Annotated in this window: 16 protein-coding genes; all 16 read left to right on the top strand. The window is 69.9% G+C overall.

Annotated features, from left to right (window positions below; all coding sequences use genetic code 11):
* On the top strand, window positions 1-2,229 hold a 2,229-nt coding region (locus VEC03_RS17625), incomplete at its 5' end, for a glutamate synthase-related protein (protein ID WP_324918175.1).
* A gap of 23 nt (window positions 2,230-2,252) precedes the next feature.
* On the top strand, window positions 2,253-3,719 hold the full coding sequence (locus VEC03_RS17620; protein WP_324918172.1) for a glutamate synthase subunit beta: 1,467 nt from the start codon (window positions 2,253-2,255) through the stop codon (window positions 3,717-3,719).
* 102 nt (window positions 3,720-3,821) lie between these two features.
* Complete coding sequence (locus VEC03_RS17615) at window positions 3,822-4,643, top strand: ABC transporter ATP-binding protein (RefSeq protein ID WP_324918170.1); 822 nt, start codon at window positions 3,822-3,824, stop codon at window positions 4,641-4,643.
* Between the two features lie 40 nt (window positions 4,644-4,683).
* Window positions 4,684-5,466 (top strand): lipid asymmetry maintenance ABC transporter permease subunit MlaE, encoded by a 783-nt coding sequence (gene mlaE / locus VEC03_RS17610; RefSeq protein WP_324918166.1) that lies wholly within the window; start codon window positions 4,684-4,686, stop codon window positions 5,464-5,466.
* A 144-nt stretch (window positions 5,467-5,610) separates the two neighbouring features.
* Window positions 5,611-6,096, top strand: coding sequence for an outer membrane lipid asymmetry maintenance protein MlaD (mlaD, locus tag VEC03_RS17605; protein ID WP_324918164.1), 486 nt, complete (start codon window positions 5,611-5,613; stop codon window positions 6,094-6,096).
* Between the two features lie 5 nt (window positions 6,097-6,101).
* Complete coding sequence (locus tag VEC03_RS17600) at window positions 6,102-6,926, top strand: VacJ family lipoprotein (protein ID WP_324918161.1); 825 nt, start codon at window positions 6,102-6,104, stop codon at window positions 6,924-6,926.
* 109 nt (window positions 6,927-7,035) lie between these two features.
* The gene (locus VEC03_RS17595; RefSeq protein ID WP_324918158.1) at window positions 7,036-7,680 is read left to right on the top strand and encodes an ABC transporter substrate-binding protein; all 645 of its coding nucleotides are present in this window, start codon (window positions 7,036-7,038) and stop codon (window positions 7,678-7,680) included.
* 1 nt (window position 7,681) lies between these two features.
* On the top strand, window positions 7,682-7,969 hold the full coding sequence (locus VEC03_RS17590; protein ID WP_324918154.1) for an STAS domain-containing protein: 288 nt from the start codon (window positions 7,682-7,684) through the stop codon (window positions 7,967-7,969).
* A 61-nt stretch (window positions 7,970-8,030) separates the two neighbouring features.
* Window positions 8,031-8,951, top strand: a complete 921-nt coding sequence (locus VEC03_RS17585) for an ABC transporter ATP-binding protein (protein WP_324918151.1) — start codon at window positions 8,031-8,033, stop codon at window positions 8,949-8,951.
* A gap of 65 nt (window positions 8,952-9,016) precedes the next feature.
* Window positions 9,017-9,772 carry an ABC transporter permease gene (locus VEC03_RS17580; RefSeq protein ID WP_324918184.1) on the top strand — a complete coding sequence of 252 codons (756 nt, stop codon included), beginning with the start codon at window positions 9,017-9,019 and terminating at the stop codon, window positions 9,770-9,772.
* Between the two features lie 5 nt (window positions 9,773-9,777).
* Window positions 9,778-10,023 (top strand): BolA family protein, encoded by a 246-nt coding sequence (locus VEC03_RS17575; protein ID WP_324918148.1) that lies wholly within the window; start codon window positions 9,778-9,780, stop codon window positions 10,021-10,023.
* A 1-nt stretch (window position 10,024) separates the two neighbouring features.
* Window positions 10,025-11,293 carry a UDP-N-acetylglucosamine 1-carboxyvinyltransferase gene (murA, locus tag VEC03_RS17570; RefSeq protein ID WP_324918146.1) on the top strand — a complete coding sequence of 423 codons (1,269 nt, stop codon included), beginning with the start codon at window positions 10,025-10,027 and terminating at the stop codon, window positions 11,291-11,293.
* The gene (gene hisG / locus VEC03_RS17565; protein WP_324918145.1) at window positions 11,290-11,937 is read left to right on the top strand and encodes an ATP phosphoribosyltransferase; all 648 of its coding nucleotides are present in this window, start codon (window positions 11,290-11,292) and stop codon (window positions 11,935-11,937) included. Before murA ends, hisG begins: the two co-directional genes overlap by 4 nt.
* A complete protein-coding gene (gene hisD / locus VEC03_RS17560) occupies window positions 11,934-13,256 on the top strand; it encodes a histidinol dehydrogenase (protein ID WP_324918143.1) in 1,323 nt (440 codons plus the stop codon). Before hisG ends, hisD begins: the two co-directional genes overlap by 4 nt.
* Window positions 13,253-14,335 (top strand): histidinol-phosphate transaminase, encoded by a 1,083-nt coding sequence (hisC, locus tag VEC03_RS17555; protein ID WP_324918139.1) that lies wholly within the window; start codon window positions 13,253-13,255, stop codon window positions 14,333-14,335. The genes hisD and hisC overlap by 4 nt, the downstream gene beginning before the upstream one ends.
* Window positions 14,332-14,928, top strand: a complete 597-nt coding sequence (gene hisB, locus VEC03_RS17550) for an imidazoleglycerol-phosphate dehydratase HisB (protein ID WP_324918136.1) — start codon at window positions 14,332-14,334, stop codon at window positions 14,926-14,928. The genes hisC and hisB overlap by 4 nt, the downstream gene beginning before the upstream one ends.
* Window positions 14,929-14,952 lie beyond the last annotated feature (24 nt).

The raw sequence follows: 14,952 nt of genomic DNA, 5'->3' as shown, positions 1-14,952 counted from the left end.
CAGCACGCCGCCCGCGGCAACAGCCGCGAGACATACAAGGAATATGCCAAGCTGGTGAACGATCAGTCGGAACGGCTGATGACGCTGCGCGGGCTGTTCGAACTCAAGGCGTCGCCAAAGCCGGTGCCGCTGTCGGAAGTGGAGCCGGCCAAGGAGATCGTGAAACGGTTCTCGACCGGCGCCATGTCGTTCGGGTCCATCAGCCGCGAGGCGCATACCACACTCGCCATCGCCATGAACCGCATCGGCGGCAAGAGCAACACCGGCGAAGGCGGCGAGGACCCCGCGCGCTACCGCCAGGAGCTCAAGGGCATTCCGGTGAAGACCGGCCAGACGATGGCCGAGATCATCGGCCGCGACGTGGTGGAGGTCGACATTCCGCTGCAGGCAGGCGACTCGCTGCGCTCGCGCATCAAGCAGGTGGCCTCCGGCCGCTTCGGCGTGACCGCGGAGTACCTGGCTTCCTCCGACCAGATCCAGATCAAGATGGCGCAGGGCGCCAAGCCCGGCGAAGGCGGCCAGCTGCCCGGCGGCAAGGTCTCCAAGTACATCGGCAAGCTGCGCTACTCGGTGCCCGGCGTCGGCCTGATCTCGCCGCCGCCGCACCACGACATCTATTCGATCGAGGACCTGGCCCAGCTGATCCACGACCTGAAGAACGTGGCGCCGCACGCCTCCATCAGCGTCAAGCTGGTGTCCGAGGTCGGCGTGGGCACCATCGCCGCGGGCGTGGCCAAGTGCAAGGCCGACCACGTGGTGATCGCCGGCCATGACGGCGGCACCGGCGCCTCGCCCTGGTCGTCGATCAAGCACGCCGGCTCGCCCTGGGAGATCGGCCTGGCCGAGACCCAGCAGACCCTGGTGCTGAACCGCCTGCGTGGCCGCATCCGCGTGCAGGCGGACGGCCAGATGAAGACCGGCCGCGACGTCGCCATCGGCGCGCTGCTGGGGGCCGACGAATTCGGCTTCGCCACCGCGCCGCTGGTGGTGGAGGGCTGCATCATGATGCGCAAGTGCCACCTGAACACCTGCCCCACCGGGGTGGCCACCCAGGACCCGGTGCTGCGCAAGAAGTTCTCCGGCAAGCCCGAGCACGTCGTCAACTACTTCTTCTTCGTCGCCGAGGAAGTGCGCCAGATCATGGCGCAGCTGGGCATCCGCAAGTTCGACGACCTGATCGGGCGCTCGGACCTGCTCGACATGCGCAAGGGCATCGAGCACTGGAAGGCCCGCGGACTGGACTTCGGCCGCCTGTTCGCCCAGCCGCAGGTGCCTGCCGAGGTGGCGCGCTACCAGGTCGAGGAGCAGGACCACGGCCTGAACAAGAGCCTGGACCGCCTGCTGATCGAGCGCTGCAAGCCGGCGATCGAGCGCGGCGAGAAGGTCCAGTTCATCGAGGTCGCGCGCAACGTCAACCGCTCCGTCGGCGCGATGCTGTCCGGCGCGCTGACCAAGGTGCACCCGGAGGGCCTGCCGGACGACACCATCCGCATCCAGCTCGAAGGCACCGGCGGGCAGTCGTTCGGCGCCTTCCTGGCGCGCGGCATCACGATGTACCTGATCGGCGATGCCAACGACTACACCGGCAAGGGCCTGTCCGGCGGGCGCATCGTGGTGCGCCCGAGCATCGACTTCCGCGGCGACGCGACCCGCAACATCATCATCGGCAACACCGCGCTGTACGGCGCCACCACCGGCGAGGCTTTCTTCGCCGGCGTGGCGGGCGAGCGCTTCGCGGTGCGCCTGTCCGGCGCCACCGCGGTGGTGGAGGGCACCGGCGACCACGGCTGCGAGTACATGACCGGCGGCACGGTGGTGGTGCTCGGTCGCACCGGCCGCAACTTCGCGGCCGGCATGTCGGGCGGCATCGCCTACGTCTACGACGAGGACGGCCAGTTCGCCAGCCGCTGCAACACCGCCATGGTGTCGCTCGAGCCGGTGGGCACCGGGACCGAGCAGAAGGCCATCGGCGGCACCCGGCTGCACCGCGACCAGACCGACGAGGCCCTGCTCAAGAAGCTGCTGCAGGACCACAACCGCTGGACCGGCAGCAAGCGCGCGCGCGAGCTGCTGGACGACTGGGCGTCCGCCCGCCAGAAGTTCGTCAAGGTGTTCCCCAACGAATACAAGCGCGCCCTGGCCGAGATGCACGAGCGCGAGGTCGAGGAGGCCAGCACCGGCAACAATGCGCACGTGGCGGTCGTCCACGAGCCGGCTCCCGCCAAGTAAGGCTGCAGGACGAGGAAGAGGACATGGGAAAAGTCACCGGCTTCATGGAGTACGAGCGCATCGAGGAGGGCTATCGCCCGGTCGCCGAGCGCCTGAAGCACCACCGCGAATTCGTCATCGGCCTGGACGACGAGCAGGCCCGCGTGCAGGGCGCGCGCTGCATGGACTGCGGCACGCCCTTCTGCAATTCGGGCTGCCCGGTCAACAACATCATTCCGGACTTCAACGACCTGGTCTATCGCCAGGACTGGCAGAACGCCTTCGAGGTGCTGGACTCCACCAACAACTTCCCGGAGTTCACCGGCCGCATCTGCCCGGCGCCCTGCGAGGCCGCCTGCACGCTGAACGTGAACGACGACCCGGTGGGCATCAAGTCGATCGAGCACGCCATCATCGACCGCGCCTGGGCCAACGGCTGGGTGAAGCCGCGCGTGCCGCGGGTGAAGACCGGCAAGAAGGTGGCGGTGGTCGGCTCCGGCCCGGCCGGGCTGGCGGCGTCGCAGCAGCTGGCGCGGGCCGGCCATGACGTGACGCTGTTCGAGAAGAACGACCGCATCGGCGGCCTGCTGCGCTACGGCATCCCCGACTTCAAGATGGAGAAGCACCACATCGACCGCCGGATGGAGCAGATGGCGGCCGAGGGCGTCGCCTTCCGCACCGGGGTCATGGTCGGCAAGCTGCCCGAAGGCTCGCGGGTCACCAACTGGGCCAAGCAGACCGTGATGCCCGAGCAGCTGCTCGAGGAATTCGACGCCGTGCTGCTGTGCGGCGGCGCCGAGCAGTCGCGCGACCTGCCGGTGCCGGGCCGCGAGCTGGCCGGCGTTCACTTCGCGATGGAGTTCCTGCCGCAGCAGAACAAGGTCAACGCGGGCGACAAGGTCAAGGGCCAGATCCGCGCCGACGGCAAGCACGTGATCGTGATCGGCGGCGGCGACACCGGCAGCGACTGCGTGGGCACCAGCAACCGGCACGGCGCGGCCAGCGTCACCCAGTTCGAGCTCATGCCGCAGCCGCCGGCGCAGGAGAACAAGGAGCTGACCTGGCCCTACTGGCCCTACAAGCTGCGCACCAGCTCCAGCCACGAGGAAGGCTGCGAGCGCGAGTTCGCCATTGCGACCAAGGAATTCGTCGGCGAGAAGGGCAAGGTCACGGGCCTGAAGACCGTCCGCGTGGCCTGGAAGGACGGCAAGATGGCCGAGGTCCCCGGCACCGAGCAGACGCTGAAGGCCGACCTGGTGCTGCTCGCCATGGGCTTCACCGGCCCGGTCGCCACCGTGCTCGATGCGTTCGGGGTGGATCGCGATGCCCGTGGCAACGTCCGGGCGAGCACCGACTTCCGCGGCGGCTACGCCACCAGCGTGGCCAAGGTGTTTGCCGCCGGCGACATGCGGCGCGGCCAGTCGCTGGTGGTCTGGGCCATCCGCGAAGGCCGGCAGGCGGCGCGGGCGGTCGACGAGTTCCTGATGGGCTTTTCGGATCTGCCGCGCTGAGCGCGTGCGCCCCCGGCGGGGGCGGGGGCACCTGCGCGGGGTGCCCCGCTATCATCGCCTTCCCGCCACCAGCAGCCGGGTGCGTCCCGGCTTTTTCATTTCATGCGTGAACCGGATGACGACGGCGCCGTTGTCGAATGCCGCGACCTGAGCTTCGGCTATGGCGAGCGCCGCATCCTGGACGGCCTGAGCTTCACCGTTCCGCGCGGCAAGGTCACGGCCATGATGGGCGCCTCCGGCGGCGGCAAGACCACGGTGCTGCGCCTGATCGGCGGCCAGGTCCGCGCGCAGGCCGGGAGCCTGCGCTTCGAGGGGCAGGAGATCGGGGCCCTGGATCGCGACGGCCTGTATGCGATCCGCCGCCGCATGGGCATGCTGTTCCAGTTCGGCGCGCTGTTCACCGACATGTCGGTGTTCGACAACGTGGCCTTCCCGCTGCGCGAGCACACCACGGTGCCCGAGGCCCTGGTGCGCGACATCGTGCTGATGAAGCTCAATGCGGTGGGCTTGCGCGGTGCGCGCGACCTGATGCCGGCCGACCTGTCCGGTGGCATGGCGCGCCGGGTGGCGCTGGCGCGCGCGATCGCGCTCGATCCCGACCTGGTGATGTACGACGAGCCATTCGCCGGCCTGGACCCGATCTCGCTCGGCACGGCGGCGCAACTGATCCGGCGCCTGAACGACACATTGGGCATGACCAGCATCGTGGTGTCGCACGACCTCGACGAGACCTTCCGCATCGCCGACCAGGTGATCATCCTGGCCAACGGCCGGATCGCCGCCCAGGGGACGCCGGCCGAGGTGCGGGCTTCGAAGGACCCGCTGGTGGCGCAGTTCGTGAATGCCCAGCCCGAGGGACCGGTGCACTTCCACTACCCGGGCCCGACGGTGGCGCAGGACTTCGGCGGAGGTCTGGAGCCGTGAGCGCCGCAAGCATCGCCGTGCGCGGCACGGAGCGAGTCCTGTGAGCTGGTGGCGGCCTTCCGACGTGGGGCGCGCCACCCGGGGCCTGCTGGCCGACCTGGGCCATGGCGCGCGGATGTTCCTGCGCCTGCTGGCCCTGTCCGGGCCCGCGCTGCGCCGCTTCGGTCTGGTGCGCGACCAGATCCATTTCCTGGGCAACTTTTCGCTGGCCATCATCACCGTCTCCGGCCTGTTCGTCGGCTTCGTGCTGGGCCTGCAGGGCTACTACACGCTGCAGCGCTACGGCTCGTCCGAGGCGCTGGGCCTGCTGGTGGCGCTGTCGCTGGTGCGCGAACTGGGGCCGGTGGTCACCGCGCTGCTGTTCGCCGGCCGGGCCGGCACCTCGTTGACGGCCGAGATCGGCCTGATGAAGGCCGGCGAGCAGCTCTCGGCCATGGAGATGATGGCGGTGGACCCGATGCGCCGCATCCTCGCGCCGCGCTTCGTCGCCGGCGTCATCGCCATGCCGGTGCTGGCGGCGGTGTTCAGCGCCGTGGGCATCATCGGCGGCTACATCGTGGGCGTGCTGCTGATCGGGGTCGATCCCGGCGCCTTCTGGAGCCAGATGCAGGGCGGCGTGGACGTCTGGGCGGACGTGGGCAACGGGGTGATCAAGAGCGTGGTGTTCGGCATCACCGTGACCTTCATCGCGCTGCTCGAAGGCTTCGAAGCCCGGCCGACGCCCGACGGCGTTGCCCGGGCCACCACCCGCACGGTGGTGGTGGGATCGCTCTCGGTGCTGGGCCTCGACTTCGTGCTCACCACCATGATGTTCAGCATATGACCCACCCCGAAGCGGCCTGCGGCCGCTCCCCCTCGAGGGGCGCCACCAGCGGCCCGGCAGAGCCGGTTCCGCGGTGGCCGCTCGCATGCGCCGCCGGCGCCCCGGCTCTTGATGTACGTTGTTGAACGTATGGAGTGATTTCTGATGGAACGATCGAAGAACGACGTCTGGGTGGGCCTGTTCGTGCTTCTGGGCGCGGCGGCCATCGTCTTCCTGGCCCTGCAGTCGGCCAACCTGCTCAGCCTGAGCTTCCAGTCCACCTATCCAGTGGTGGCGAAGTTCGACAACATCGGCGGGCTCAAGCCGCAGGCCGCGGTCCGCAGCGCCGGCGTGGTGGTCGGCCGGGTCGACTCGATCACCTTCGACGACAAGTCCTACCAGGCGCGCGTCACGCTCGCGCTGGAGGAGCGCTTCCGCTTCCCCAAGGACAGCTCGCTGAAGATCCTCACCAGCGGCCTGCTGGGTGAGCAGTACATCGGCGTCGAGGCGGGGATCGACGAGCAGCCGCTGGTCGCCGGCGATACCATCTCCAACACGCAGTCGGCGGTGGTACTGGAGAACCTGATCGGACAGTTCCTGTACAACAAGGCGGCCGAGGCGCAGCCTTCAGGGGGAAGCACGAAAAAATGAGCCGGATGACGCTTGCGTCGCTGCGCCCGCCGGCGCTGGCAGGTGCCGCCCTGGTCGTGCTGCTGGCCCTTTCGGGCTGTGCCAGCGGCCCGCGGGCGAACCCCCAGGATCCGTTCGAGCCGTTCAACCGCGAGGTCAGCCGGTTCAACGAAGGCGTGGACGCCGTGGTGCTCAAGCCCGGGGCCACGCTCTATCGCGAGCACGTGCCGCCGCTGGTGCGCACCGGCGTGTCCAACTTCTTCGGCAACCTGGTCGACGCCTGGTCGGCGGTCAACAGCGCGCTGCAGCTCAAGGTGCGGGACGCGGCCGAGAACGCGATGCGGTTCTCGGTGAACACCTTCTTCGGGCTGGGCGGCATCCTGGACCTCGCCAGCGAGATGAACATCGAGCGCCACCGCGAGGACTTCGGCAAGACCCTGGGCCACTATGGCGTCCCCGCGGGCCCGTACGTGGTCCTGCCGCTGCTCGGGCCGTCGACCCTGCGCGACTCGCTCGCGCTGCCGGTGGACTATGGCGGCGACCTGGTGCGCGAGGTCGACTCGTTCAACACGCGCAACACGCTGTACGTGCTCAGGGCCGTGGACGCGCGCGCCAACCTGCTGCGCGTGAGCGACGTGCTGGAAGGGGCCGCGCTGGACAAGTACAGCTTCACGCGCGATGCCTACCTGCAGCGCCGCCGCGCGCTGATCGAGTCGGGGCGCTCGGGCCGGCGCGACCCGGCCGCCGGGGGCGAGGACGACTACGAGTACGAAGAGGACGAGCCGCCGGCATCCGGCACCGATCCGGCCCCGCCGGCGGCCGGCGGTACCCCGGAGCCGTCCGGTCGTTAGAGTTGCACGCTGTTTCAAGTCAGGGGTGGGCGCCGGAACCCGTCCGCGGGCTCCGGTTCCAACCCGGATTGCGGGCGCCCGTCGCCCGGCTCAGGAAAGGAATCCGAAGATGCATAGACGTTCCCTCGGCCGGCTCGCGGCGGCGCTGCTGGCAGCCCCGGCGCTGGGTGGCCTGGCGACCCTCGCGCACGCGGCCGATGAAGCGCCCGACGCCCTGATCAAGCGGCTGTCGGAGGAGATCCTGGCGGCGATCAAGGCCGACAAGTCGATCCAGTCCGGCGACATCGACAAGATCATGGCGCTGGTCGACAGCAAGGTCATGCCGAACGTGAACTTCCGCCGCATGACGGCCTCCGCAGTGGGCCCCGCCTGGCGCCAGGCCACGCCGGACCAGCGCCGCCGGCTCGAGGAGGAGTTCAAGGCGCTCCTGATCCGCACCTATTCGGGGGCGCTGTCGCAGGTGGACGACCAGACGATCTCGGTCAAGCCGCTGCGCGCCTCGCCCGAGGATAAGGAGGTCATCGTGCGCAGCGAGATCCGCGGCCGCGGCGACCCGATCCAGCTCGAATACCGCCTGGAGAAGACGCCGGGCCAGGGGGCCGGCTGGAAGATCTACAACCTGAACGTGCTGGGCGTGTGGCTGGTCGATACCTACCGCAGTCAGTTCGCCCAGGAGATCAACGCCAACGGCATCGACGGCCTGATCACGGCGCTGGCCGAGCGCAACAAGGCCAACACCGGCCGCAAGAGTTGACATGCTGGTGCTGCCGGAGGAACTGACGCACGAGCAGGCCGCGGCCTGTACGCGCATGCTGGCCCAGGCGCTGCGGGCCGAGCCGCAGCCGCACGTCGTGGCCGACGCCTCGGCGCTGCGGCGCTTCGATTCGTCGGCGCTGGCGGTCCTGCTCGAATGCCGGCGGGAGGCGGTGGCGCTGGGCAAGGCGTTCACTGTCGCCCAGCTGCCGCCGCGCCTGTACGAACTGGCCGGCCTGTACGGCGTCGCCGGCTTGCTCGACCCGGCCGCCCCCGCCGCAGCAGGTTAGAAGGGCATCCGCCGGCGCGGCAGCAGCGGCGGGACCCCCCGCCTAAAATAGCGGGCTTCCCATGCCCGCGATCTCCTTCCAGTCCGTCAGCAAGACCTTCGCTTTGCCGCGCGGCAGTTTCACCGCCCTGCACGGGGTCAGCTTCGACATCGAGGAAGGCGAGTTCTTCGGCCTGCTGGGCCCCAACGGCGCCGGCAAGACGACCCTGATCAGCATCCTGGCGGGCCTGGCGCGTGCCAGTTCCGGCCGGGTGTCGGTGCGGGGATTCGACGTGCAGGCCGATTACGCCCAGGCCCGGCGCCAGCTGGGCATCGTCCCGCAGGAGCTGGTGTTCGACCCGTTCTTCACCGTGCGCGAGGCGCTGCGCATCCAGTCCGGCTACTTCGGCGTGCGCAACAACGAGGCCTGGATCGGCGAGCTGCTGGACAGCCTGGGGCTGGCCGACAAGGCGGACGCCAACATGCGGCAGCTCTCGGGCGGGATGAAGCGCCGGGTGCTGGTGGCGCAGGCGCTCGTGCACAAGCCTCCGGTGATCGTGCTGGACGAACCCACGGCAGGCGTGGACGTGGAACTTCGGCAGACGCTCTGGCAATTCATCGCCCGCCTGAACCGGCAGGGCCACACCGTGCTGCTCACGACCCACTACCTCGAGGAAGCCGAGGCCCTGTGCGGGCGCATCGCGATGCTCAAGACCGGCCGCGTGGTGGCCCTGGAGCGCACCAGCGACCTGCTGCGCGCGGCTTCCAGCAACGTGCTGCGCTTCAAGATGGACGGCACCCTGCCCCCCGAGTTCGCCGAGAAGGCGCGCGTCACCGGCCGCATCGTGCAGCTGCCGGCATCCGACGCCAACGAGATCGAGGACCACCTCGCCGCCATCCGCCGCGCCGGGCTGCGGGTGGAGGACGTGGAGATCCGCAAGGCCGACCTCGAGGACGTGTTCCTCGACGTGATGGCGGCCAGGGGCGAGCAGGTGGCCGCATGAGCGCCGCACGGCCGCCCGAGGGGGCGCAGCCCACCACCCAGCGCGGGGGCGTCCCGGCGCTGGCGCTGGGCGGCTGGCAGGCCCTGCTTTACAAGGAAATCCTGCGCTTCTGGAAGGTGGGCTTCCAGACCGTGGCCGCGCCGATCCTGACGGCCATGCTGTACCTGCTGATCTTCGGCCACGTGCTCGAAGGGCGGGTGAAGGTGTACGACTCCATCCCCTACACCGCCTTCCTGGTGCCGGGCCTGGTGATGATGAGCGTGCTGCAGAACGCGTTCGCCAACAGCTCGTCCTCGCTGATCCAGAGCAAGATCATGGGCAACCTGGTGTTCGTGCTGCTCACGCCGCTGTCGCACTGGAGCTGGTTCGTCGCCTACGTGGGCTCGTCCATCGCGCGCGGGCTGGCGGTCGGAACCGGCGTGCTCCTGGTCACGGCCTGGTTCGTGCGCCCGTCGATGGTCGCCCCGCTGTGGGCCATCGCCTTCGCGGTGCTGGGCGCCGGCATGCTGGGCGCCCTGGGGCTGATCGCGGGGCTGTGGGCCGAGAAGTTCGACCAGATGGCGGCCTTCCAGAACTTCCTCATCATGCCGATGACCTTCCTGTCCGGCGTGTTCTATTCCATCCACTCGCTGCCGCCGTTCTGGCAGGCCGTGAGCCACCTCAACCCCTTCTTCTACATGATCGACGGCTTCCGCTACGGCTTCTTCGGCGTCAGCGACGTCTCGCCGTGGCTGAGCCTGGCCATCGTGGGCAGTGCCATGCTGGCCGTCAGTGCCGTGGCCGTGCACCTGCTCCGCATCGGCTACAAGATCCGCGGATGACTCCCATGACTGCCGACGACCTGCGCTCCCTCATCGCCTCCGGGCTGCCCTGCGAACACCTCCAAGTCGAGGGCGACGGCCGCCACTGGGCGGCCCTGATCGTGTCGGCCGAGTTCGAGGGCAAGCGGCCGGTGCAGCGGCACCAGCGGGTGTACGCAGCCCTGGGCGGGAAGATGGAGACCGACGAGGTCCATGCCCTGTCCATGACGACCCTGACACCGGCCGAATGGGCGGCGCAGCGCGGATCGTGAGATGGACAAGCTGCTGATCCGCGGCGGCCGCCCCCTGCGCGGCGAGGTCCGCATCTCCGGCGCCAAAAACGCGGCGCTGCCCGAGCTGTGCGCCGCGCTGCTGACCGAGGAGCCGGTCACGCTGTCGAACGTGCCGCGCCTGCAGGACGTGGCCACCATGCTCAAGCTGATCCGCAACATGGGGGTGGACGCCGAGCGGGTGGACGAGGACGGCGTGCGCATCGACTCGCGCCGGCTCAGCTCGCCGGAAGCGCCCTACGAGCTGGTCAAGACCATGCGGGCCTCGGTGCTGGCCCTGGGCCCGCTGCTGGCCCGCTTCGGCGAGGCGACGGTGTCACTGCCGGGGGGCTGCGCCATCGGTTCCCGCCCCGTGGACCAGCACATCAAGGGCCTGCAGCAGATGGGCGCCGAGATCGTGGTCGAGCACGGCTACATCATCGCCAAGCTGCCCAAGGGACGCGAGCGCCTGCACGGCGCCAGCATCACCACCGACATGGTCACGGTGACCGGCACCGAGAACTTCCTGATGGCCGCGTCGCTGGCCGAGGGCGAGACGGTGCTGGAGAACGCGGCCCAGGAGCCGGAGATCACCGACCTGGCCGAGATGCTGATCGCCATGGGGGCGAGGATCGAGGGCCACGGCACCCGCCGCATCCGCATCGTGGGCGTGCCGCGCCTGTCCGGCTGCACGCACCGGGTGGTGGCCGACCGGATCGAGGCCGGCACCTTCCTGTGCGCGGTGGCCGCCACCGGCGGCGAGGCGCTGCTGCGCCACGGCCGCGCCGACCACCTCGAGGCGGTGATCGAGAAGCTGCGCCAGGCCGGCGCCGAAATCACGGCCGTCGAGGACGGCATCCGCATCCGCTGCCAGGGGCGGCTGAAGGCCCAGAGTTTCCGCACCACCGAGTACCCCGGTTTCCCCACCGACATGCAGGCGCAGTTCATGGTGCTGGACGCCATCGCCGAGGGGGCCTCGCACGTCACCGAGACCATCTTCGAGAACCGCTTCATGCACGTCAACGAACTGGTGCGCCTGGGCGCGAAGATCCAGGTCGACGGCAAGGTGGCGGTGGTCGAAGGCGTGCCGCGCCTGTCCGGCGCCACGGTGATGGCCACCGACCTGCGCGCCTCCGCCAGCCTGGTGATCGCCGGCCTGGTGGCCGAGGGCGAGACGCTGGTCGATCGCATCTACCACCTGGACCGCGGCTACGACCAGATGGAAACGAAGCTGCGCGCCCTCGGCGCCGACATCGAGAGGATTCGCGCATGATCACCCTCGCCCTGTCCAAGGGCCGGATCTTCGACGAGACCCTGCCGCTGCTGCAGTCCGCCGGCATCCGCGTCCTGGAAGACCCGGAGAAGTCGCGCAAGCTGATCCTGCCGACCGACCGCGACGGCCTGCGGGTCGTGCTGGTGCGCGCCACCGACGTGCCCACCTACGTGCAGTACGGCGGCGCCGACCTCGGCGTGACAGGCCTGGACACCCTGATCGAGCACGGCAACCAGGGCCTGTACCTGCCGCTGGACCTGGGCATCGCCCGCTGCCGCGTGAGCGTGGCGGTGCGCGCCGACTTCGACTACGCCCACGCCGTGCGCCAGGGCTCGCGCCTGCGCGTGGCCACCAAGTACGTGTCGATCGCGCGCGACTTCTTCGCCGCCAAGGGCGTGCACGTGGACCTGATCAAGCTGTACGGCAGCATGGAACTGGCGCCGCTCACCGGGCTGGCCGACGCCATCGTGGACCTGGTGTCCACCGGCGGCACGCTCAAGGCGAACAACCTGGTCGAGGTGGAGCGCATCATGGACATCAGCTCGCGGCTGGTGGTGAACCAGGCCGCGCTCAAGCTCAAGCAGGCTCCCATGCGGGAGCTGATCGACGTGTTCCGCCGCGCCACCGAGACCGCCGCCGCATGACCGACCTCGCCGCCCGCCCGCTGCGCCTGTCCACCGCCGACCCGGGCTTCGACGCCGCGTTCCAGACCCGGCTGCACTGGTCCGACGAGACCGATGCGCAGGTGGAGCAGGCCGTCGCCACCATCCTGGACGCCGTCCGCGCGCGCGGCGACGACGCGGTGCTGGAGTACACCCGCCGCTTCGACCAGCTCCAGGCCGACAGCGTGGCGGCCCTGCAGCTGTCGCCGGCCGAGCTGAAGGCCGCTTTCGATTCGCTGCCGGCGCCGAAACGCCAGGCGCTGGAGGCCGCGGCCGCGCGCATCCGCAGCTACCACGAGGCGCAGAAGCGCGCCGGCGGCGAGAGCTGGAGCTATCGCGAGCCCGATGGCACGCTGCTGGGGCAGAAGGTCACGCCGCTGGACCGGGTCGGCATCTACGTGCCGGGCGGCAAGGCCGCCTATCCGTCCTCGGTGCTGATGAACGCCATCCCGGCGCAGGTCGCCGGCGTGGGCGAGATCGTCATGGTGGTGCCGACGCCGCGCGGCGAGAAGAACCCGCTGGTGCTGGCGGCCGCCCACGTGGCCGGCGTTACCCGCGGGTTCACCCTCGGCGGCGCGCAGGCGATCGGCGCGCTGGCCTACGGCACGGCCACCGTGCCGCGGGTGGACAAGATCACCGGCCCCGGCAATGCCTACGTGGCCAGCGCCAAGCGCCGCGTGTTCGGCCAGGTCGGGATCGACATGATCGCCGGCCCGAGCGAGATCCTGGTGCTGGCCGACGGCAGCACGCCGGCCGAATGGGTGGCCATGGACCTGTTCTCGCAGGCCGAGCACGACGAACTGGCCCAGAGCATCCTGCTGTGCCCGGACGCGTCCTACATCGACCAGGTGCAGGCCCAGATCGATCGCCTGCTGCCCGGCATGCCGCGGCGCGAGATCATCGCCCGCTCGCTCAATGGCCGGGGCGCGCTGATCCAGACCCGCGACATGGCGCAGGCCTGCGAGATCAGCAACCGGATCGCCCCGGAGCACCTGGAGATCGCCAGCAGCGATCCGCACCGCTGGGAGCCCCTGCTGCGCCATGCCGGCGCCATCTTCCTGGGGGCCTACACCAGCGAGAGCCTGGGCGACTACTGCGCCGGCCCCAACCACGTGCTGCCCACCAGCAGCACCGCGCGGTTCTCCAGCCCGCTGGGCGTGTTCGACTTCCAGAAGCGCAGCAGCCTGATCGAGGTCAGCGAGGCCGGCGCCCAGCGGCTCGGACGCATCGCCTCCGAACTGGCGCACGGCGAAGGCCTGCAGGCCCATGCGCGCGCCGCCGAGATGAGACTCAAGCCATGACGACGACCCCGCTGCCGCCGCGGCTGGCCCGCCTGATCCGCCAGGACGTGCAGGGCATGCACGCCTACGCCGTCCAGCCCTCGGCCGGGATGGTCAAGCTGGACGCCATGGAGAACCCGCACCGCTTGCCGGCGCACCTGCAGCGCGAGCTGGGTGAGCGCCTGGGGGCGGTGGCCCTGAACCGCTACCCGGGCGACCGCACCGACGTGCTGCGGCAGGCGCTGGCCCGCCATGCGCAAGTGCCCGAGGGGTTCGGGTTGATGCTGGGCAACGGTTCGGACGAGCTGATCTCGCTGCTGGCCATGGCCTGCGACGTGCCCGGTGCCTCGATCCTGGCGCCGGCCCCCGGCTTCGTGATGTACGCGATGAGCGCGCAGCTGCAGGGCCTGAAGTTCATCCCGGTGGACCTGACGCCCGACTTCGAGCTGGACGAGGCCGCCATGCTGGCCGCCATCGAGCAGCACCGGCCGTCCATCGTCTACCTGGCCTACCCCAACAACCCGACCGCCAACCTGTGGGACGACGCGGCCATCGAGCGCATCGTGCAGGCCGCGCCCGGCCTGGTGGTGATCGACGAGGCCTACCAGCCCTTCGCCAGCCGCAGCTACCTCGACCGGCTGGCCCGCCACGACCACGTGCTGCTGATGCGCACCCTGAGCAAGTTCGGCCTCGCCGGCGTGCGCATCGGCTACCTGATCGGCCCGCGGGCTTTGGTGGCCGAGATCGACAAGGTCCGCCCGCCCTACAACGTCAGCGTGCTCAACTGCGAAGCCGCGCTGTTCGCGCTCGAGCACGCGGACGTGTTCGCCCAGCAGGCCGCCGACATCCGGCACGAGCGCGAGCGACTGCTGCAGCAGCTGGCCGCGCTGGCCCCGCTGAAGGCCTGGCGCAGCGACGCCAACATGATCCTGGTGCGGGTGCCCGACGCCGCCCGCACCTTCGAGGGCATGAAGTCCCGCGGCGTGCTCGTCAAGAACGTTTCTAGAATGCATCCATTGCTGGCCAACTGCCTGCGCCTGACCGTCGGCACGGCCGAGGAGAACGCGCAGATGATGGAGGCCCTGCAAGCCAGCCTATGACCACGCCCCGCACCGCCGAGATCACCCGCCACACCGCCGAGACGCGCATCAGCGTGCGCGTCAACCTCGACGGCACCGGCCAGTCGCGCCTGGCCACCGGCATCGGCTTCTTCGACCACATGCTGGACCAGATCGCCCGCCACGGGCTGATCGACCTGGACATCCAGGCCGAGGGCGACCTGCACATCGACGGCCACCACACGGTGGAGGACGTGGGCATCACGCTCGGCCAGGCCGTGGCCAAGGCCATCGGCGACAAGAAGGGCATCCGCCGCTACGGCCATGCCTACGTGCCGCTGGACGAGGCGCTGTCGCGCGTGGTGATCGACTTCTCCGGCCGTCCCGGGCTGGTCATGGAAGTGCCGTTCCGCAGCGCCATGATCGGCACCTTCGACAGCCAGCTGGCGCACGAGTTCTTCCAGGGCTTCGCCAACCACGCCTTCGTGACGCTGCACATCGACAACCTGCGTGGCCAGAACGCGCACCACCAGTGCGAGACGGTGTTCAAGGCCTTCGCCCGCGCGCTGCGTGCCGCGGTGGAGTTCGATCCCCGCATGGCGGGCACCATCCCCTCGACCAAAGGCGCCCTCTGACTCCTTGCCGGGCCGGGCCCGGCG

This window comes from Ramlibacter sp., assembly GCF_035627355.1.
Lineage (GTDB): Bacteria > Pseudomonadota > Gammaproteobacteria > Burkholderiales > Burkholderiaceae_C > Ramlibacter.
This window is presented reverse-complemented; position numbering and strand designations above follow the sequence as displayed.

Coding starts and splice junctions, on each gene's coding strand:
- VEC03_RS17595 (WP_324918158.1), top strand. CDS start 7,036: ATGCATAGACGTTCCCTCGGCCGGCTCGCGGCGGCGCTGCTGGCAGCC.
- VEC03_RS17590 (WP_324918154.1), top strand. CDS start 7,682: ATGCTGGTGCTGCCGGAGGAACTGACGCACGAGCAGGCCGCGGCCTGT.
- hisD (WP_324918143.1), top strand. CDS start 11,934: ATGACCGACCTCGCCGCCCGCCCGCTGCGCCTGTCCACCGCCGACCCG.
- VEC03_RS17615 (WP_324918170.1), top strand. CDS start 3,822: ATGCGTGAACCGGATGACGACGGCGCCGTTGTCGAATGCCGCGACCTG.
- VEC03_RS17600 (WP_324918161.1), top strand. CDS start 6,102: ATGACGCTTGCGTCGCTGCGCCCGCCGGCGCTGGCAGGTGCCGCCCTG.
- hisB (WP_324918136.1), top strand. CDS start 14,332: ATGACCACGCCCCGCACCGCCGAGATCACCCGCCACACCGCCGAGACG.
- mlaD (WP_324918164.1), top strand. CDS start 5,611: ATGGAACGATCGAAGAACGACGTCTGGGTGGGCCTGTTCGTGCTTCTG.
- VEC03_RS17620 (WP_324918172.1), top strand. CDS start 2,253: ATGGGAAAAGTCACCGGCTTCATGGAGTACGAGCGCATCGAGGAGGGC.
- VEC03_RS17575 (WP_324918148.1), top strand. CDS start 9,778: ATGACTGCCGACGACCTGCGCTCCCTCATCGCCTCCGGGCTGCCCTGC.
- murA (WP_324918146.1), top strand. CDS start 10,025: ATGGACAAGCTGCTGATCCGCGGCGGCCGCCCCCTGCGCGGCGAGGTC.
- hisG (WP_324918145.1), top strand. CDS start 11,290: ATGATCACCCTCGCCCTGTCCAAGGGCCGGATCTTCGACGAGACCCTG.
- VEC03_RS17585 (WP_324918151.1), top strand. CDS start 8,031: ATGCCCGCGATCTCCTTCCAGTCCGTCAGCAAGACCTTCGCTTTGCCG.
- hisC (WP_324918139.1), top strand. CDS start 13,253: ATGACGACGACCCCGCTGCCGCCGCGGCTGGCCCGCCTGATCCGCCAG.